The organism is Streptomyces sp. NPDC029014, from assembly GCF_055564695.1.
The window spans coordinates 1-18255 of the sequence record NZ_JBVHVT010000041.1 but is presented as its reverse complement, the minus strand read 5'-3'; the positions used below and the strand labels follow the sequence as shown (position 1 = coordinate 18255).

Below are 18255 nucleotides of genomic sequence, written 5' to 3'. Positions count from 1 at the left end.
ATGAGCGGGACGGTTTTCGAGAAGGCACCGGCGCGGGACCGCAGGAGGTTCCCCGGGATCTCCTCACGCGCGTACGAGCACCCGGCGGACCGGTCCGCACTGGTGGCGCTGCGCAAGCTGAGCGGGTTCGACACGGTGTTCAAGGCCCTCAGCGGCCTGCTGCCGGAGCGCAGCCTGCGGCTGCTGTTCCTGTCGGAGTCGGTGCGCGTGGGCGAGACGCAGTTCCCGCACCTGTACGAGATGCTCCGTGACGCCTGCTACATCCTGGACCTGGAGAAGGTCCCGCAGATGTACGTGCAGCAGGACCCGAAGCCGAACGCGATGTGCATCGGGCTGGACGAGCCGATCATCGTGGTGACCACGGCTCTGGTGGAGCTGCTGGACGAGGAGGAGATGCGGGCGGTCGTGGGCCACGAGGTGGGCCACGCGCTGTCCGGCCACGCCGTGTACCGCACGGTGCTGCTCTTCCTGACGAACCTGGCGCTGAAGGTGGCGTGGATCCCGCTGGGCAACGTGGCGATCACCGCGATAGTGACAGCCCTGCGGGAGTGGTTCCGCAAGTCCGAGCTGTCGGCGGACCGGGCGGGCCTGCTGGTCGGCCAGGACCCGCAGGCCTCGATGCGCGGGCTGATGAAGATCGCGGGCGGCAACCACCTGCACGAGATGAACGTGGACTCCTTCCTGGCCCAGGCCGAGGAGTACGAGGAGAGCGGCGACCTGCGCGACTCCGTGCTGAAGATCCTCAACATGCTGCCGCGCACGCACCCCTTCACCACCGTCCGGGCGGCCGAGCTGAAGAAGTGGTCGGAGAGCCGGGACTACCAGCGGATCATGGACGGCCACTACCCGCGCCGGGAGGAGGACAAGGACACCTCGGTCTCGGACTCCTTCCGGGAGTCCGCCGCGCACTACGCGGACTCGGTGCGCACCAGCAAGGATCCGCTGATGAAGCTGGTGGGCGACATCGCCGGCGGGACGGCCGACCTGGGCGGACGGCTGCGCGACAAGTTCACCGGGGCGAACGGCTCCGGGGCCGGGGCGGGAGCCGGGGGCCAGGGCGGGGGCGCTACCCCCCAGGACTGACGGGGGCGGTCGCCGTCGCGGTGTCCGTCGCTGCCGGGGCCAGCACGCCGCACAGGCCGGTGCTGCGCCTCGGGTGGCCGCTGGCGTACGGGTCGCTCGCGGCCGGGCCGACCGTGGTCGGCCCGGCCCCGGCCAGCAGCGGGCGGAAGCCCTCGGCGGGTTCGGTGGAGCAGGACTGGGGCCCGGCCATGACGTAGGCCGAGACCAGTTCCGCCCGCCGGGTCCCGAGGTCCCCCCGGTCGAAGCGGAGCCGCAGTTCCCGGCGGACGGTGAACAGCGAGGCCCCGTCTGCTGCGGAGGGCACACCGGTGGCGGGCCGTACGGCGTACACGAAGGTGTGGTCGGTGGTCACCTCCAGCACGTCCGCGGAGACCTCCTCGAAGGCGAGGTTCCCGCTCACCCGGACGCGGGGGTCCGCGATGACGGCGGTGCCGGGGTCGAAGCGGACCAGCCAGCCGGTGGCCGCGTGCCGCCCGTCGCCGGAGGGCGAGGCCATGCTGCGGTCGAACTGGTCCAGCTGGTCGGGGTCGACCAGGACGCGCACCGGCCGGGTGGCGGTGCCGGCCAGGACGTCCGGGTCCAGGGAGGACTGCACCAGGTAGTCCTTGGCGATGGACAGGGCGGTGACGACCTGCCCGTCGGTGAAGTGCCGGGTGCGGCGTACGGCGGGCATGGCGATGCCGGCCGCCCCGACGCGGAATTCCGCCGCGGGGCTGTTCGCGAACAGGTCGACGGGCCGTCCGCCGGGCACCGGGGCGGTCGGCGCCAGCGGGATGACCGTGCTGGTCAGCGGCTCGGTCCGGGTGTCGGGCTGGGGCACGGCGGGATTGCGCAGGCCCATGTAGACGGCCGAGGCGAAGGCCAGGGCGATGAGCAGCACGAGCAGCAGCCCCTGCCGGGCGCTGCGGCTGGGGGTGCCGTTCCCGGGGCGGGCGGAGCCGCCGCCGGACCAGAGGGAGCGGCTGCGCACGGCGCGGGCGTGCTCGCCCATCCGCTCCTGGGCGGAGAACTCCTGGAGGCGGGCTGCCCGGACGAAGTCCTCGTCGAACACCACCGAGCGGTATTCGTACTCGTAGTCGTCCCGCCGGAACTCCTCGTCGCCCCCGCCGATGCCGTCGGGGGTGCCGTCGGGTGGATCTGCTGGCACGGCCATTGCTTCTCCCGCTGGTCCCGCTTCAGAGAAGCCCCCGGCTCCGGTGAACGGGAGTGGGGTCGTACCTTCAGGGTTGGCGGCCGGCGGGGTCCATAAACGCCCCGACGCCGCTGACTTCCTTCAGCGGGGTGCTGGCGGGCGCGGGAGCGGGCTCCGCCTCGCCCGAGGCGCTGCGGTAGACGGCGCTGAAGGCGAGGGCGACCATGCCGAGGCCCATCACCACGGCGAGCACCCAGGCGACCGGCCGCAGCCACGGTGAGCGGCCGCGGTAGGGGCGGAGGCTGCCGCCGTAGACGCCGTAGGGCGCGTCGGGGTGGCCCGGGCCGTGGCCGTACTCCCAGCCGGGGTCGTCCAGGTCGTAGCCGTCGGGGCGCCCGTAGCCGTAGCCGTCGGGGTCCTCGTCGGAGGTCCAGCCGCCGGGCAGGGCGCGGGCGGACTCGGCTTCGGCGCGGGCCCGGTGGTCGGCGGCGCGCTGGCGTTCCAGCGCGCTCGGTTCATGGATCTCGGCCCTCCGGACGAAGTCCTCGTCGAACACCACGGAGGCGAAGTCGAAATCCGCGCCTCCGCGGTCGTCGTCGGGCTCCCCGCTGTCCGGGTACTTGCCCCCCACGTCGTCCGGCACGGGACCAGCGTAGACCTGGGGGGCTGCTTTGGGCAGGGAGTCAGCCGAAATCCGGCCACACGGAGTTCAGCTGTCCGCTACCGGACGTGACCGTCGCCGGTGACGATGTACTTGGTGGAGGTGAGCTCGGGAAGGCCCATCGGGCCGCGGGCGTGCAGCTTCTGGGTGGAGATCCCGATCTCGGCGCCGAAGCCGAACTGGCCACCGTCGGTGAACCGGGTGGATGCATTTACGGCGACGGTGGTCGAGTCGACCAGCTGGGTGAAGCGGCGGGCGGCGGCCTGCGAGGTGGTGACGATCGCCTCGGTGTGGCCGGAGGTCCAGCGGCGGATGTGGGCGACGGCGTCGTCGAGGGAGTCCACGACGGCGGCGGCGATGTCGTAGGAGAGGTACTCGGCCCCCCAGTCCTCGTCGGTGGCGCGCAGCGCGGTCACCTTGGAGTCGCGGGCGGCTTCGAGGACGCGGTCGTCGCCGTGGACGGTGACGCCGGCGTCGGCGAGCGCGTCGAGGGCGAGCGGCAGGAAGGCGCCGGCGATGTCGCGGTGGACGAGGAGGGTCTCGGCGGCGTTGCAGACGGAGGGCCGCTGGGCCTTGGAGTTGATGAGGATCTCCACGGCCATGTCGAGGTCGGCCTGCGCGTCGACGTAGACGTGGCAGTTGCCGGTTCCGGTCTCGATGACCGGGACGGTGGACTCCTCTACCACGGTCTTGATGAGGGAGGCGCCGCCGCGCGGGATGAGCACGTCGACGAGGCCGCGGGCGCGCATCAGCTCGCGGACGGAGTCGCGGGACTCGCCGGGGACGAGCTGGATCGCGTCCGCGGGGATGCCGGTGCTCTCGACGGCGTCGCGGAGGATGCCGACGAGGGCGGTGTTCGAGGCGTACGCGGAGGAGCTGCCGCGCAGCAGGACCGTGTTGCCGGCCTTCAGGCAGAGGGCGGCGGCGTCGACGGTGACGTTGGGGCGGGCCTCGTAGATGATGCCGACGACGCCGAGCGGGACCCGGACCTGGCGCAGGTCGATGCCGTTGGGGAGGGTCGAGCCGCGGACGACCTCGCCGACCGGGTCGGGCAGGGCGGCGACGTCGCGCACGTCGGAGGCGATGGCGCGGACCCGCTCCGGGGTGAGGGTGAGGCGGTCGATGACCGTCTCGCTGGTGCCGGCGGCCCGGGCCTTGTCGGTGTCGACGGCGTTGGCGGCGACGATCTCGTCGGTACGGGCCTCCAGCGCGTCGGCGATGGCCAGGAGCGCGGTGTCCTTGGCGGACCGCGGGAGGGGGGCGAGGGCCGCGGCAGCGGTGCGGGCGCGGTCCGCGGTGGCGAGGACGGGGGAGGTCGTGGCATCGAGCGAGGTCATGCGGCCAGGGTAATCCCCGCCGTTCGGGGCCCCACGCCGATTCCACCCCCCGAGACGCCCCGTGGCCCGGGCCCCCGCACCGGCCGGGACACCCCGTCGCCGGGCCCCCGCGCCGGCCGGGGCCACGGCCCGCCGGAGGCCACCGCGAGCAGGGCCGGGCCTGGCAGGGGCGGGGCCAAGGCCAGGGTCGAGCCGCACCGGGCGGGCCAAGGCCAGGGTCAGGTCGAGCCGCACCGGGCCGGGCGTGGCCGGAGCGTCAGTACGGGTGGACGCCCACCGGGTGGGCCGGGGGCGGGCCGTAGCCCTCCGCCACGCGCAGGTGGTACGTCGCGCGGTCGATGACCTCCAGCCCCACGATCTCCCACGGCGGGAGCTGCGCCGAGGACCGGTGCTCACCCCACAGGCGCAGCGCGACCGCCGCAGCGTCGTGGAGGTCGCGCGCCTCCTCCCAGTACCGGATCTCGGCGTGGTCGTCGGCGTATCTGCTGGTCAGTAGGAAGGGATGGTCGTGGGCCAGCTGCTCCAGCCCGCGCCGCACCTCCGACAGCGGCGCCGGCTTGCCGGAGACGCTCAGGGTGACGTGCCAGAGGCGGGAGGGCTCAGCACGCTCGTCCCCGCCGCCGTTGATGCTGGTCAGCGCTCGTCTCACCAGCCGCCTCCTGTCTGCACCACTTCCTGCCGCCGGCATGTCCGCCCCTCACAGTTGACCAGTCCCGGGCCCGCCGCGCGGCGGTTTTGCCGAACTCTCAGCCCTGGAGCAGGACGAGATCGTCCCGGTGGACGACCTCGCGTTCGTACTCGGGTCCGAGCTCGCGGGCCAGCTCGCGGGTGGAGCGGCCGAGGAGCTGCGGGAGTTCCCTCGCGTCGAAGTTGACCAGGCCCCGGGCCACCGGGCGGCCGTCGGGCGCCCGCAGTTCCACCGGGTCGCCGGCGACGAACTCGCCCTCGACGGCGGCGATCCCGGCGGGCAGCAGCGAGCTGCCGCGCTCGGTGACCGCGGCCACGGCGCCCTCGTCGAGGACGAGGTGCCCCTGCGGGGTCGACGCGTGCTGGAGCCAGAGCAGCCGGTCCGCGGAGCGGCGGCCGGTGGCGTGGAAGTGCGTGCCGGTCAGCCGCCCGGCGAGGGCGTCGGCGGCCTGGCTGGCCGAGGTGAGGACGACCGGGATGCCGGCCGCGGCGGCGATCCGGGCCGCCTCGACCTTGGTGACCATACCGCCGGTGCCGACGCCGGCCTTGCCCGCGCTGCCGATCGAGACGTGCGCGATGTCGGCGGGTCCGCGGACCTCGTCGATGCGGGTGGTGCCGGGGAGCGACGGGTCGCCGTCGTACAGCCCGTCCACGTCGGACAGCAGGACGAGGAGGTCCGCCCGGACCAGGTGGGCGACGAGGGCGGCGAGCCGGTCGTTGTCGCCGAAGCGGATCTCGTCCGTGGCAACGGTGTCGTTCTCGTTGACGACCGGGAGGGCTCCCATCGCGAGGAGCTGGTCCAGGGTGCGGTAGGCGTTGCGGTAGTGGGCGCGCCGACTGGTGTCGTCGCTGGTCAGCAGGACCTGGCCGACGCGGACCCCGTACCGGGCGAAGGAGGCGGTGTAGCGGGCGACGAGGAGGCCCTGGCCGACGCTTGCGGCGGCCTGCTGGCGGGCCAGGTCGGTGGGGCGGCGGCGCAGGCCGAGCGGGGAGAGGCCGGCGGCGATGGCGCCGCTGGAGACGAGGACGATCTCCTTCTCGCCGCCGCTGCGGGCCTTGGCCAGTACGTCGACCAGGGCGTCCACCCGGTCCGCGTCGAGCCCGCCGGCCGCGGTGGTCAGGGACGAGGAGCCGACCTTGACCACGATCCTGCGGGCGTCCACGACACCTTGCCTAGCCGCTGACACGTCTGTCCCCTTGCCCCTTGCCCTGCGCGTACGTCTGCCACCTCAATCTACGGGGTGGGCGCGGATGGCTGCGCCCCGGTTTCAGACCCTGGACGACCGCGGCTCGCCGGAGGCGGCGGGCCCGGCCCCGGGGGCGTCCCCGTCCCGCTTCCGGCCGCCCGGGACGAGGATCTTGCGGGAGAGCAGGAAGGTGAACGGGATGGCGACGGCGGCGGCGACGAGCGGCGCGATCCGGGTGTCCATGCCGGCCCAGGTCACGAGGGCGTAGAGGCCGGCGGACTGGATGACGTAGTTGGTGACGTTCGTCAGCGGGAAGAGGAGGAACTTCTTCCAGGTCGGCCGGGTCCGGTAGGTGAAGTAGGTGTTCATGAAGAACGAGCCGACCATCGCCAACAGGAAGGCGACGGTGTAGGCGAGGAAGTACGGCATCCACGGGTGCAGCAGCAGGTAGATGCCGAAGAACGTGCCGGTGTTGACGGCCCCGACGAGGCCGAAGCGGAAGATCTGGCCGAGCTGTTCCTTCATGGTTTCAGCAGGCCTCGTTCTTCGACGGGACGGCGGTGCGCGCCCCCGACAGGCCGCCGCGCTCACGCTCGGCCGGCGCCTCCTCCGCCGCCGGCGCCGCCGCCGGACCGGTGGCGGCGCCGCCGCGGACCTCGGCGGGCCGGGCCTGCGGGTCGGCGCCGTGCGCCTCCTTGACCAGGAAGTGCGGGCGGCGCTTGGTCTCGTAGTAGATGCGCCCGATGTACTCGCCGATCAGCCCCAGCATGATCATCTGGACGCCGCCGATACCGACGATGATCGCCACGAGGGTGACGTAGCCGGGGACGTCCACCCCCTTGGTCATGGCCATGACCGCGATCCACACCGCGTACAGGGCGGTCAGCGCGACCAACGACACACCCGCCCAGATACCGATCCGCAGCGGTCGGTTGTTGAAGGAGATCAGCCCGTCCATGGCGTAGTTCAGCAGCGAGCCGAACTTCCACTTGGTCTCGCCGGCCTCGCGCTGGGCGTTGCGGTAGTCGAAGTGGACCGTGTCGAAGCCGATCCAGGAGAACAAGCCCTTGGAGAAGCGGTTGTACTCCGGCAGCGACAGCAGCGCGTCCACCGCCGGCCGCGACAGCATCCGGAAGTCGCCCACGCCGTCGGTGAGCTCGACGTCGACCCAGCGGTTGACCCCGCGGTAGTACAGGCGGCTGAGCGCGGAGCGGACCTTCTTGTCGCCCTCGCGGGTGCGGCGGGCGATGATCTGGTCGTGGCCCTGCCGGTAGTAGTCGAGCATGGTCGCGATGAGCTCCGGCGGGTGCTGGAGGTCCGCGTCCATGATCACGACCGCGTCGCCGGTGGCCTCGCGCAGGCCCGCGAGCATGCCGGCCTCCTTGCCGAAGTTGCGGCTGAAGGAGACGTACCGGGTGCGGTCCCCGTGTTCGGCGGCGATCTTGCGGAGCTTTTCGAGGGTGCCGTCCCGGCTGCCGTCGTCGACGTAACAGACCTCGTACGCGACGGGCAGGGAGTCCAGGACCCTGCGGATCTCCACATCGAAGCTGTCGATCACGGCTTCTTCGTTGTAGCAGGGGACAACTACGGACAGCTTCGTCATGAACACTTCCTGGCGGAGTCCGAACGGGTGATTGTCGGCGACCGGACCCGCCACTCACCTCTTCCTCAGAAGTATGCACGCCGGGGTCGGCAGGCCGGATCCGAGCGCGGCACACGGTAGCTTTGACGGGTTAAGCGGAATGGAACGAAGGGATCGAGGTGCACGTGCCTGACGTCTCCGCGGTCGTCATCGTCTACAACGACGCAGAGCGCCTGCCGACAGCCGTCCGGTCGGTTCTGGACCAGACCCTGCACGGGGTCGAAGTCGTGATCGTGGACGACTGCAGCCAGGACCGGTCGTTCGCGGTCGCCCAGGAGCTCGAAGCGGCGCACCCGGGGCGGGTGCGGGCGTTCCAGCTGCCAGAGAACAGCGGCGGCTGCGGCGCCCCCCGCAACCACGGCGTCCGCCAGGCCACCGGCACGTACGTGATGTTCCTGGACAGCGACGACGTGCTGGAACGAAACGCCTGCCGGAACATGCTGGACGCCGCCGAGCGGACCGGCTCCGACCTGGTCTCCGGCATGTGCGTGCGCGTGCACCTCGACAACCGCTGGGGCAAGACCACCGAGTGGTACCCGTGGATCTACTCGCGGACCCGCACCCTGGAGTCGATCACCGAGGACCCCGACCTCCTGGTGTACGACACCCTCTCCACGAACAAGTGCTACCGGCGCGCGTTCCTGCTGGAGCAGGGCCTGGAGTTCCCGGTCGGCATCCACTACGAGGACCTGCTCTTCTCCGCGCAGGCGTACGTCGCCGCCCGCCGCATCACGCTGATCCCGAACCACGTCTACTACTGGAACGTGGTCGAGAAGGCCGCGACCAAGTCGATCAGCAACCGCCGCCACGAGATCGCGAACTTCGTCCACCGGATGGAGATCCACCGCCGCGTCGACGAGCTGCTGGCCGCCAAGGGCTTCACCGAGATCAAGACGGCCAAGGACGCCAAGTTCCTCAAGCACGACCTGGTGCTCCACCTGCGCGACCTGCCGCTCCTCGGCGACGCGTACCGCCAGGAGTTCGCCCGCCTGGCCAACGGCTACCTGGCTGGCATCGACCCGGCCGCGTACGAGAACGTCACGCACCTCCAGGCCATCTGCGCCTACCTGCTGGGCAAGGAGGACTGGGACAACCTGCTCCCGGCCGCCGACGCCATGATCAACAAGGGTCGGCTGACCTCGCCGCTCGCCGAGCGCGACGGGCGGATCTACTGGTGTGGCGAACATCTCGACGACGCCGAGGCCCGCCGGATACTGGACGTCACCGAGCAGGGCTTCCACACCGCCCCGCTCTCCTCCCTCATCCTGGGCAACCGCCTGACCTCGTACGAGGACGACGGCCGCGGCAGCGTCACCCTGTCCGGCACGGTCGTGAACCCGCTCGGCCGGATCGCGCCCGAAGCAGAACTGAAGGCCACCCTGGAGTTCCGGGCCCGCCGCCAGGTCGGCGTCCGGTCCTTCAGCTTCCCGGTGGAATCCGTCCGGCACGCCGGCGGCACGATCGAGTGGCGGGGCACCGCCGACATCGGCAGCACCGTGCGCCCCCTCGGCATCATCGACGCCGTCTGGGACGTCCGGCTGAAGCTGACCGCCGGCAGCGACCGCCTCACCACCCGCGTCTCCGTCGGAGGCCTCGACCTGGAGTCGGCGGCCCGGCTGCGCGTGCGCCCGCGGCTGACCCGGCTGGTCTCCGACCGCTTCGAGCCCGAGGTGACCAAGAAGGGCAACCTCTCCTACGTCCTGACCGCCGAGGGCCCCGCCGCCGTCCGCACCCAGGCCATGATCAGCGGAGCCATGCACGGCAGAACCGCCGGCGTGGTGAAGAAGACCCTGCGCCGGGCCCTGCGCGCCCGCCGGAACCTCGGCTCGGGCGAGCAGAAGGTGAAGGTCTACCACGAGGTCTTCTCGAAGCTGCCGATCAAGAAGGGCACGGTCGTCTTCGAGAGCCACATGGGCAAGCAGTACAGCGACAGCCCGAAGGCGATCTACGAGGAGATGGTCCGCCAGGGCGTGGCCTTCGACGCCATCTGGTCGTACGCGGGCGCCAAGCCCAACGGCTTCCCCAAGGAGGCCACCCTGGTCAAGCGCTGGAGCTGGCAGTACCTGCGGGCCCTGGCCCAGGCCGAGTTCTGGATCGACAACCAGGGCTTCCCGCTGGCCCTGACCAAGCGCCCGGGGACCACCTACATCCAGACCTGGCACGGCTCCGCCCTCAAGCGGATGGGCTTCCACGAGCCCCGCACCAAGGCCCAGGGCCGCGCCGCCCAGGACCGCTTCCAGGCCGCCGTCAACCGCTTCGACCACTTCCTGGTCCGCTCCGAGCACGACGTGCGCACCCTGGCCAGGGGCTTCCGGCTGCGCGACGAGGTACTGCTGCGCACCGGCTACCCGCGCAACGACGCCCTGGTCGAGGCGCACCGCGCCGAGGCCCAGAGCGGGGAGCGGGTCCGCGGACCGCTCGCCGCGGAACTGGGCATCGACCCGGCGAAGAGGGTCCTGCTGTACGCCCCCACGTTCCGGGCGACCGCGGACGGCGCCGTGGAGGGCTTCGAGTTCCCCTTCGACGTGGAGGAGTTCGCCGACCGGCTCGGCGACCGCTTCACGCTGCTGGTGCGCACCCACTACCTCAACAGCGTCTCCCTGCCGCCCTCGGTCGCGGGCCGGGTCGTCGACGTCTCCGGGCACCACGACATCACCCCGCTGCTGGCCCTCGCCGACGGTCTGATCACCGACTACTCGTCCGTGATGTTCGACTACTCGGTCCTGGACCGGCCGATGCTGTTCTTCGCGTACGACTACGACAGCTACGCGGGCGACATCCGCGGCACGTACTTCGACCTGAAGGAGAAGGCCCCGGGCCCGGTCGTGGCCACGGCCGACGAACTCTTCCAGGCCATCGCCGCCTTCGACGAGGCGGACGCCAAGTACGCCGAGGCGCGCCAGCGCTTCCTCACCGAGTTCGGCGAGTACGACCGCGGGGACGCGGCCCGCCAGATCGTCGAGAAGTTCTTCACCAGGAGCGGCAAGTGAGCCAGCAGACCGCCGAGGCGGCCGGGACCGCCACGACCGGAGCGGCCGCGGCGGCCGGCGGCCGTGACGTCTTCATCGTCTCCAACAGCGTCGACGAGCTCGGCGGCGTGACCACCTGGTCGCACCAGATGGCCCGGCTCTTCACCGACCGCGGCCACCGCGTGCACCTCGTCGGCATCGCCCCGGTCGCCGAGGAGATCCGGCAGAAGCTGCCGCAGGACCTGCCGTACACGATGACCACCCTGTACGACGTCCACCCGCCCAAGGCCCGCCGCCTGCGCGGCATCAAGGGCCGGCTCAACGCCCCCGAGCGGCGCCGCCAGGCCGCCCGGCGGGCCCTGATGCGGGCCAAGGCGGACGAGTTCGGCGCCCTGCTGCGCACGGCCCGCCCCGGCGGCGTCGTGATCGTCACCCAGGTCTGGGCGATGGAGTGGGTGGCGCTGGCCGACACCAAGGGGTTCACCGTCATCGGCATGAGCCACGAGTCGTACGAGGCCAGCCAGAAGTCCACCCGCGGCGACCGGGTCCGCCGCCACTACCGCGAGGTCGACCGGCTGCTGGTGCTGACCCCGGAGGACGCGGACCTGTGGATCCGCTCCGGCATGGAGAACGTCTCCAGCATGCCGAACCCGCTGCCGTTCATGCCCGACTCCCCCGCCCCGCGCACGGAGAAGGTCGTCGCGAGCGTCGGCCGGCTCGCCTTCGAGAAGGGCGTGGACCTGCTGCTGGACGCCTGGGCCGAGGCCGCCCCGCAGCACCCCGACTGGGTCCTGCGGATCTACGGGGCGGGCGTGGAGGAGGCCACGCTGCGGGCCCACTGCACCACGCTCGGGATCGACGACTCGGTGGAATGGATGGGCAGCACCGACGACGTGCTGGGCGCCCTGCGCGGGGCGTCGGTCTTCGCGCAGGCCTCCCGGGCCGAGGGCTTCCCGATCACCCTGCTGGAGGCGATGGCCGCGGGCGTGCCGGCAGCCGCGTTCGACTGCGCGCCGGGCGTCCGGGAGATCGTCTCGCACGGCGAGGACGGCCTGCTGGCCCGCCTGGGCAACACCATGGAACTGGCCGGGCACCTGCGCGTGCTGATGGCGGACCGGGAGCTGCGCGACCGGCTCGGCGACCGGGCGTTCCGGTCCGTGCAGCGGTTCTCCAGCACCGAGATCACCGATCGGTGGGAAGAACTGTTCGCGTTCCTGGAGCGCTGAGCAGCCCCTCGCCCCGGCCGCGGCCGGCGACGGCGCCCGCGCCCCCGCCGGCCCGGTACGGACGGAGCCGCCCGCCCCCTTCGCTACGGGGGGCGGGCGGCTCCGTCCGTACTGCGCAGACGTAGCTCTCCGGCTAGCGCTCCACGTGGTGCAGGGCGCCCTCGCGGTTGGCCTCCCAGCCCGCCCAGGCCGAGGTGATCATCTCGCGGACGTCGTGCTTGGCCTTCCAGCCCAGCTCGGCGTGGATCTTGTCGGCCGAGGCGACGACCTTCGCCGGGTCGCCGGGACGACGCGGCACGACCACCGGCTCGACGTCGTGTCCGGTGCCCTCGTTCAGCAGCCGGGCCATCTCCCGCACGGAGACGCCCTCACCGCGGCCGATGTTGACCGTGAGGTCCTGGTACTCCCCGGCGGCCGCCCACTCGGCGAGCTTGCGGGCCGCCGCCACGTGCGCCTCGGCCAGGTCCTCGACGTGGATGTAGTCGCGGATGCAGGTGCCGTCCGGCGTCGGGTAGTCGTCACCGAAGATGCGGGCGCCCTCGCCCGCGTCGAACCGCTGGAAGACCATCGGGACCAGGTTGAACACCCCGGTGTCGGCGAGCTCGGGGCTGGCGGCGCCCGCCACGTTGAAGTAGCGCAGGCAGGCCGTCGAGATGCCGTGCGCCCTGCCGGCCGCGCGGACCAGCCACTCGCCCGCGAGCTTGGTCTCGCCGTACGGGCTCAGCGGCGCGCACGGGGTCTCCTCGGTGACGAGGTCCACGTCCGGCATGCCGTACACGGAGGCGGAGGAGGAGAAGAGGAAGTTGCGGACGCCGGCCTCGGCCACCGCGCCCAGCAGGACCTGCAGGCCCTCCACGTTCTCGTGGTAGTAGTACAGCGGCTTCTCGACGGACTCGCCGACCTGCTTCTTGCCGGCCAGGTGCACCACACCCGTGATCTTGTGCTCGCGGATGGTCTTGTCGAGGACGAGGCGGTCCAGGACCGAGCCGATCACCAGCGGGACGCCCTCCGGGACACGGTCCTCGTTGCCCGTGGACAGGTCGTCGAGGACGACGACCCGCTCCCCCGCGAGCTGCATCGCGCGGACGACGTGCGAGCCGATGTAGCCGGCGCCACCGGTGATCAGAAAGGTCATGCGTTTCTCCCGAGTCCGTTTCCGTTGTCCTGGGCGGCGGTCCGGAGGCCGCCTGCCGTCCTCATCCCGCGGCGCGGCCTGCCCGGGCCCGGTGGAGACGGTTGCGTACGAGGCTCAGTGCACCCGCAGCGCCCGGCGCGAGCCGCAGTGCCAGGGAGCCCCCGGCCGTGCGGAACGGCTGCGCCAGCAGAACACCGTACCTGCTGCTGAGCAGCGCCCTGCGGCGGAGCAGGGCGTCGAGGGGGCGCGGGGAGGTGAGCAGGGAGCTCCCGTCGGCACAGTCCACGCCCACCTGCACGCTCCAGGCCTGCATGCCGCGCCGGCCCTGGCGGCGCCCGGCGGCGGCCACGGCCGTCAGGTGGAAGGGGACCTCGCAGGTCCAGCCGTCGCCGTCCGCGGCGGGCCGCAGCTCCACCGGCCGGTCGAGCACCGGCTCGCCGCCCGAGCGGGGCACGAAGCCCAGCCGGGCGGTGCGCGGCCCGGCCTCGGCGAGCCGCCCGTACAGGTCGTGCACCCGCAGCCGCAGGCCGCCACCGGAGCCGGTCGGCCCGGCGTCCACGGTGATCGGCAGGTCGGCGACCGGCAGCGCGTCCAGCCCGTCCAGGGGGACGGGGAGTTCCGCGCTCCACACGGGCCCGCCGTCGGGGCCGGTGGCGTACGGGGGCAGCAGCCGCGGCGGCTCGGCGGCGAACCGGGTGAGCCGGGCGACGTCGGCGGGCGGCTCGGGGGCGGCCCGCAGCACGCGCACGATCCAGCGGGCGTGCGCCCCGGCAGCCTCGACGGCAGCGGCGTCGAAGGTGTCCAGGTAGTCGCGGGTGAGGGTCCACCAGTCGGCCTGGTAGCCGGGGTCGGTGCCCAGTTCGCGCAGGTACATGCGCAGGTCGTACTCCAGGAACTTCACCTGGCAGGCCAGGCCCAGCTCCGGGGAGGAGTCCGCGAGGATCCGGTGGGCGGTGCGGTGCGCCTCGACCCGGGAGCGCCAGTTGGAGACGTCCTTGCGGTCCAGGGAGATCGACACCTGGGCGGCGCTGCGGCGCACGTGCCAGACGTAGACCAGGTCGTCGACGACCGCGATGCGGGGGGCGGCGGCCAGGACGCGCGCCGTGAAGACGAAGTCCTCGTAGACGAACCGGCCGTCGGGGAAGCGGATCGCGTGCTTCTCCAGGAAGGCCCGCTCGTACAGCTTGTTGACGCAGAGGGTGTCCCGGACCAGCTCGGGCCGGCCGGCGGGCCGGTCGATGACGTCACCGGGGGTGTACAGCCCGGGCACCCAGGGCGTGTCGTGGTGCTGCGGCAGCTCGCGGCGCACGCAGGAGCCGACGGTCACGGGCGCGCGGTGCTCCTCGGCGGCCCGCAGGAGGGCCTCGGCCGCCCCGGGGGGCAGCACGTCGTCACTGTCGAGGAACAGGACGTACGGGGAGGTCGCGACCGCGATGCCGTCGTTGCGCGGGGTTCCGCACCCGCCGCTGTTGTCCGTGCGGTGCACGACCTTGAGGCGGGGGTGGACGGCGGCCAGCTCGTCGAGCACCCGGTCGGTGCCGTCGGACGAGGCGTCGTTGACGGCGATGACCTCGGCGACGACCGGGCCCTGGGCGAGCGCCGAGGTGACGGCCTCGCCCACGAGCTCGGCGTCGTTGTACGCGATCACGACGACGGAGACGCTGGGAGGAAGGGTGCTGCTCACCCGTGGATCCTAGGCGACCGGGGTAAACATCACCTCAATACCGGCGCCTCCGCCGGCGGAACGGCGGAAACGCAGGTCAGAAGGGACGGAATTCGTCGTACTCCTGCTGCGCGGAGTCCTTGCGCTGGGCGTCCTTGTCCTTGCGGCGCTGCGCGGCCGGACGGGGTGCCTCCATGCGGTGGTCCTCGCCGCGGCGGCCGAGCATCTCGGCGCCGGCCATCATCGACGGCTCCCAGTCGAAGACGACCGCGTTCTCGTCGGAGCCGATGGCGACGCCGTCGCCGGCGCGGGCGCCGACCTTCAGCAGCGCGTCCTCGACGCCCAGGCGGTTGAGGCGGTCGGCCAGGTAGCCCACGGCCTCGTCGTTGTTGAAGTCCGTCTGACGGACCCAGCGCTCCGGCTTCTCGCCGCGCACCCGGTACACCTCCTCGACCTCGTCGAAGGTGACCGTGAAGCCGGTCTCGTCGACGGCCTTCGGACGGATGACGATCCGGGTCGCCTCCTGCTTCGGCTTGCGGGCGCGCGCCTTGGCGACGACCTCCGCGAGGAAGTAGGACAGGTCCTTCAGGCCGGTGCGGGCGACCGCGGAGACCTCGAAGACCTTGTAGCCGCGCGCCTCCAGGTCGGGGCGGATCATGTCGGCGAGGTCCTGGCCGTCGGGGATGTCGACCTTGTTGAGGACGACCAGGCGCGGCCGGGTCTCCAGGCCGCCGCCGTACAGCTTGAGCTCCTCCTCGATGACGTCGAGGTCGGAGACGGGGTCGCGGTCGGACTCCAGGGTGGCGGTGTCCAGGACGTGCACGAGGACCGAGCAGCGCTCGACGTGCCGCAGGAACTCCAGGCCGAGGCCCTTGCCCTGGCTGGCGCCCGGGATCAGGCCGGGGACGTCGGCGATCGTGTACACGGTCGAGCCGGCGGTGACCACGCCCAGGTTCGGGACGAGCGTGGTGAACGGGTAGTCCGCGATCTTCGGCTTGGCGGCGGAGAGCACCGAGATCAGCGAGGACTTGCCGGCGCTGGGGAAGCCGACGAGGGCCACGTCGGCGACGGTCTTGAGCTCCAGCACGATGTCGCCGGTGGCGCCGGGGACGCCGAGGAGCGCGAAACCGGGGGCCTTGCGGCGGGCGGAGGCGAGCGCCGCGTTGCCGAGGCCGCCGCGGCCGCCCTCGGCGGCGACGTAGGTGGTGCCCTGGCCGACGAGGTCGGCGAGGACGTTGCCCTGCTTGTCGAGGACGACGGTGCCGTCCGGGACCGGCAGGACCAGGTCCTGGCCGTCCTTGCCGGAACGGTTGCCGCCCTCGCCGGGCTTGCCGTTGGTGGCCTTGCGGTGCGGGCTGTGGTGGTAGTCCAGCAGAGTGGTGACCGACTGGTCGACGACCAGGATCACGTCGCCGCCGCGGCCACCGTTGCCGCCGTCGGGGCCGCCGAGCGGCTTGAACTTCTCCCGGTGTACGGAGGCGCAGCCGTGGCCTCCGTTACCCGCGGCGACGTGCAGCTCGACGCGGTCCACGAAGGTGGTCATGGGTGTTCCTCCAGATACAGACGGGATGTCCCGGACAGACCTTGCTGTCCATTAAACGTGTCTACGTGCAAACGCGCCGAGGGCGGACCTCTCTTCCCGGCACGACGCCGGGAAGAGCTGAGATCCGCCCTCGGGACTTACGAACGCTTGATCAGCAGGAAGCTGGATCAGGCGGCCGGAACGATGTTCACGACCTTGCGGCCACGGTGCGTGCCGAACTGCACGGCACCGGCCTGCAGCGCGAACAGCGTGTCGTCGCCACCACGGCCGACACCGGCGCCCGGGTGGAAGTGCGTGCCGCGCTGGCGGACGAGGATCTCACCGGCGGAAACGACCTGACCGCCGAAGCGCTTCACGCCGAGCCGCTGGGCATTGGAATCGCGACCGTTCCGGGTGGACGATGCGCCCTTCTTGTGTGCCATTGCTCAGTCCCTCTTTACTTCGCGGCCGACGGGATGGACGTGACCTTGATCGCCGTGTACTGCTGACGGTGACCCTGGCGACGGCGGTAGCCGGTCTTGTTCTTGTAGCGCAGGATGTCGATCTTCGCGCCCTTGGTGTGGTCCACGACCTCGGCCTGGACCTTGATGCCCGCCAGGACCCACGGGTCGCTGGTCACGGCGTCGCCGTCGACGACGAGCAGGGTCGAGAGCTCGACCGTGTCGCCAGCCTTGGCAGTGGAAATCTTGTCAACCTCAACGATGTCGCCGACAGCAACCTTGTGCTGGCGGCCACCGCTGCGCACGATGGCGTACACGCGGATCTCTCTCTCGCTCGCAATGGAACCCCTGAAGCCAGCCGTTCCTCGCAGAACGCGATACGGCCTCCCCCGTGCCGCACGGCGGCCCGGGAGGTGAGGTGCTCAGTGGCTGGCGTGCACGTAGACACGCCGACGGTCAAGGTTACGGGGCAGGGTTTAAGAGGTCAAACCGGCCCGTGCAGGCCCCGCGCCCACGTCACGGGCCGCCAGGCGGCCAGGTCCAGGGCTGCGGTGGCGAACGCTCCGTCCACGGCCGCGACGACGTCGTCCGGCTCCTCGATCAGCGGGGCGAAGGCCGCGGCGTCCACCTCGTCCAGCAGGAAGACGAAGTGCTCGACCACCACCGGATTCCCCGTGGGGTCCCCGTCCGGGTCGAACGGCGTGTTGGCCCGGTCGGCGGCCAGGCACAGGACGGAGACGAGCGTCTTCAGCCCGGGGCAGTCCAGCAGGACGTCGGCCCCGTGGACGAAGCAGAGGATGCCGACCCCGCCGGTCTGGTGGGGGTGCAGATCGTCCAGGCAGTCGACCAGCGCGTCCCAGTTGCGTCCGAAGTAGCCGGGGAACCCGATCTCCCGCGCGAACGCGTCACAGGCGGACACCATCTCCCGCAGGTCCTCGGCCCGCAGGTGGTGCACCCGGCCGCCCCGGGCCCGGAAGGCCTCGCCCTGCTCGGCGAACACGGGCGCGTCACGCGGTCCGAACACCACCCACGGGGTCACCGGCCCGCTCAGGTCGAACGGTGCCGGGCGGCCGTCCGGCCGGCCCACCGTCCACGTCCCGCTGTCGAAGCCCTCGACGAGGTACCGGCAGCCGGCGAAGTCGTCCTGCGCGAACCGCTGCGGGTCCGCGTCGGCGGCCGCGTCGACCGCCACCAGCAGCACGTCGACGACGTCCTGCTGCGCCGCGGCGAACGCCTGCACCTCGGACCAGGTCATGGGGATCCCGGTCGGCGCGGCCAGGACCAGGTCGCGGAAGTCCTCGACGTCGAGGCCGCCGGGCGCCTCGCCGACCCCGTCCCAGTCGAGCAGGAGCCACGTCCAGGTGTTGTCCGGGACGCGGGCGAGCACCTCGGCCAGGCCGGTCTTCCGGCCCGGCCCGTCCCACATGGGGAACCGCTCCATGGCTGCCCGGCCTCCTTCCTCGTTCGCCGCGTGCGGGTACGGGGACGGGGGGGGGGGGGGAGGGGGGGGGGGGGGGGGGGGGCGGACGGGTCAGCGGGCGCGGCGGGGC

At 72.1% G+C, this 18255-nt stretch carries 16 protein-coding genes; 3 read left to right on the top strand and 13 right to left on the bottom strand.

The genetic code is table 11. The features are described from left to right. A complete protein-coding gene (locus ACZ4VL_RS22640) occupies positions 1 to 1083 on the top strand; it encodes a M48 family metallopeptidase (RefSeq protein WP_468202742.1) in 1083 nt (360 codons plus the stop codon). Here ACZ4VL_RS22640 and ACZ4VL_RS22635 read toward each other — a convergent pair. The 7 genes from ACZ4VL_RS22635 to ACZ4VL_RS22605 all read right to left on the bottom strand — a co-directional run bounded on the left by ACZ4VL_RS22635 (position 1067) and on the right by ACZ4VL_RS22605 (position 7690). Beyond that, positions 1067 to 2236 (bottom strand): SCO2583 family membrane protein, encoded by a 1170-nt coding sequence (locus ACZ4VL_RS22635; protein WP_468202739.1) that lies wholly within the window; start codon positions 2234 to 2236, stop codon positions 1067 to 1069. The genes ACZ4VL_RS22640 and ACZ4VL_RS22635 overlap by 17 nt on opposite strands. 67 nt (positions 2237 to 2303) lie before the next feature. After that, complete coding sequence (locus ACZ4VL_RS22630) at positions 2304 to 2858, bottom strand: SCO2584 family spore wall biosynthesis protein (protein ID WP_468202736.1); 555 nt, start codon at positions 2856 to 2858, stop codon at positions 2304 to 2306. 77 nt (positions 2859 to 2935) lie between these two features. After that, positions 2936 to 4213, bottom strand: coding sequence for a glutamate-5-semialdehyde dehydrogenase (locus ACZ4VL_RS22625; RefSeq protein WP_468202733.1), 1278 nt, complete (start codon positions 4211 to 4213; stop codon positions 2936 to 2938). A 256-nt stretch (positions 4214 to 4469) separates the two neighbouring features. After that, positions 4470 to 4901, bottom strand: coding sequence for a hypothetical protein (locus ACZ4VL_RS22620; RefSeq protein ID WP_361083996.1), 432 nt, complete (start codon positions 4899 to 4901; stop codon positions 4470 to 4472). Between the two features lie 58 nt (positions 4902 to 4959). After that, positions 4960 to 6087, bottom strand: coding sequence for a glutamate 5-kinase (proB, locus tag ACZ4VL_RS22615; RefSeq protein WP_468202730.1), 1128 nt, complete (start codon positions 6085 to 6087; stop codon positions 4960 to 4962). A gap of 81 nt (positions 6088 to 6168) precedes the next feature. Then, positions 6169 to 6612, bottom strand: coding sequence for a GtrA family protein (locus tag ACZ4VL_RS22610; RefSeq protein WP_468202726.1), 444 nt, complete (start codon positions 6610 to 6612; stop codon positions 6169 to 6171). A 4-nt stretch (positions 6613 to 6616) separates the two neighbouring features. Further along, positions 6617 to 7690 (bottom strand): glycosyltransferase family 2 protein, encoded by a 1074-nt coding sequence (locus ACZ4VL_RS22605; RefSeq protein ID WP_468202723.1) that lies wholly within the window; start codon positions 7688 to 7690, stop codon positions 6617 to 6619. A 158-nt stretch (positions 7691 to 7848) separates the two neighbouring features. Here ACZ4VL_RS22605 and ACZ4VL_RS22600 point away from each other — a divergent pair, with 158 nt between their 5' ends. Together ACZ4VL_RS22600 and ACZ4VL_RS22595 are read left to right on the top strand one after the other, a co-directional pair. Then, a complete protein-coding gene (locus tag ACZ4VL_RS22600; RefSeq protein ID WP_468202720.1) occupies positions 7849 to 10719 on the top strand; it encodes a bifunctional glycosyltransferase/CDP-glycerol:glycerophosphate glycerophosphotransferase in 2871 nt (956 codons plus the stop codon). Then, positions 10716 to 11924, top strand: a complete 1209-nt coding sequence (locus ACZ4VL_RS22595) for a glycosyltransferase (RefSeq protein WP_468202718.1) — start codon at positions 10716 to 10718, stop codon at positions 11922 to 11924. Before ACZ4VL_RS22600 ends, ACZ4VL_RS22595 begins: the two co-directional genes overlap by 4 nt. Positions 11925 to 12057: 133 nt before the next feature. Here the strand turns inward: ACZ4VL_RS22595 and galE are convergent, their stop codons facing one another. The 6 genes from galE to ACZ4VL_RS22565 form a co-directional block, all read right to left on the bottom strand. Next, positions 12058 to 13059 (bottom strand): UDP-glucose 4-epimerase GalE, encoded by a 1002-nt coding sequence (gene galE / locus ACZ4VL_RS22590; protein WP_468202716.1) that lies wholly within the window; start codon positions 13057 to 13059, stop codon positions 12058 to 12060. 61 nt (positions 13060 to 13120) lie between these two features. Then, positions 13121 to 14743 carry a glycosyltransferase family 2 protein gene (locus ACZ4VL_RS22585; RefSeq protein ID WP_468202713.1) on the bottom strand — a complete coding sequence of 541 codons (1623 nt, stop codon included), beginning with the start codon at positions 14741 to 14743 and terminating at the stop codon, positions 13121 to 13123. Positions 14744 to 14819: 76 nt separating this feature from the next. Beyond that, entirely contained in the window at positions 14820 to 16265 is a 1446-nt protein-coding gene (obgE, locus tag ACZ4VL_RS22580) for a GTPase ObgE (RefSeq protein ID WP_468202711.1), read from the bottom strand. 167 nt (positions 16266 to 16432) lie between these two features. Then, positions 16433 to 16687, bottom strand: a complete 255-nt coding sequence (gene rpmA, locus ACZ4VL_RS22575) for a 50S ribosomal protein L27 (protein WP_008738950.1) — start codon at positions 16685 to 16687, stop codon at positions 16433 to 16435. A gap of 14 nt (positions 16688 to 16701) precedes the next feature. Then, positions 16702 to 17022, bottom strand: coding sequence for a 50S ribosomal protein L21 (rplU, locus tag ACZ4VL_RS22570; RefSeq protein WP_114057537.1), 321 nt, complete (start codon positions 17020 to 17022; stop codon positions 16702 to 16704). A gap of 167 nt (positions 17023 to 17189) precedes the next feature. After that, entirely contained in the window at positions 17190 to 18146 is a 957-nt protein-coding gene (locus ACZ4VL_RS22565) for a barstar family protein (protein WP_468202708.1), read from the bottom strand. Between the last annotated feature and the right edge of the window lie 109 nt (positions 18147 to 18255).

Coding starts and splice junctions, on each gene's coding strand:
- obgE (WP_468202711.1), bottom strand. CDS start 16,265: ATGACCACCTTCGTGGACCGCGTCGAGCTGCACGTCGCCGCGGGTAAC.
- ACZ4VL_RS22640 (WP_468202742.1), top strand. CDS start 1: ATGAGCGGGACGGTTTTCGAGAAGGCACCGGCGCGGGACCGCAGGAGG.
- ACZ4VL_RS22620 (WP_361083996.1), bottom strand. CDS start 4,901: ATGCCGGCGGCAGGAAGTGGTGCAGACAGGAGGCGGCTGGTGAGACGA.
- ACZ4VL_RS22605 (WP_468202723.1), bottom strand. CDS start 7,690: ATGACGAAGCTGTCCGTAGTTGTCCCCTGCTACAACGAAGAAGCCGTG.
- rpmA (WP_008738950.1), bottom strand. CDS start 16,687: ATGGCACACAAGAAGGGCGCATCGTCCACCCGGAACGGTCGCGATTCC.
- ACZ4VL_RS22625 (WP_468202733.1), bottom strand. CDS start 4,213: ATGACCTCGCTCGATGCCACGACCTCCCCCGTCCTCGCCACCGCGGAC.
- ACZ4VL_RS22565 (WP_468202708.1), bottom strand. CDS start 18,146: ATGGAGCGGTTCCCCATGTGGGACGGGCCGGGCCGGAAGACCGGCCTG.
- ACZ4VL_RS22610 (WP_468202726.1), bottom strand. CDS start 6,612: ATGAAGGAACAGCTCGGCCAGATCTTCCGCTTCGGCCTCGTCGGGGCC.
- galE (WP_468202716.1), bottom strand. CDS start 13,059: ATGACCTTTCTGATCACCGGTGGCGCCGGCTACATCGGCTCGCACGTC.
- ACZ4VL_RS22635 (WP_468202739.1), bottom strand. CDS start 2,236: ATGGCCGTGCCAGCAGATCCACCCGACGGCACCCCCGACGGCATCGGC.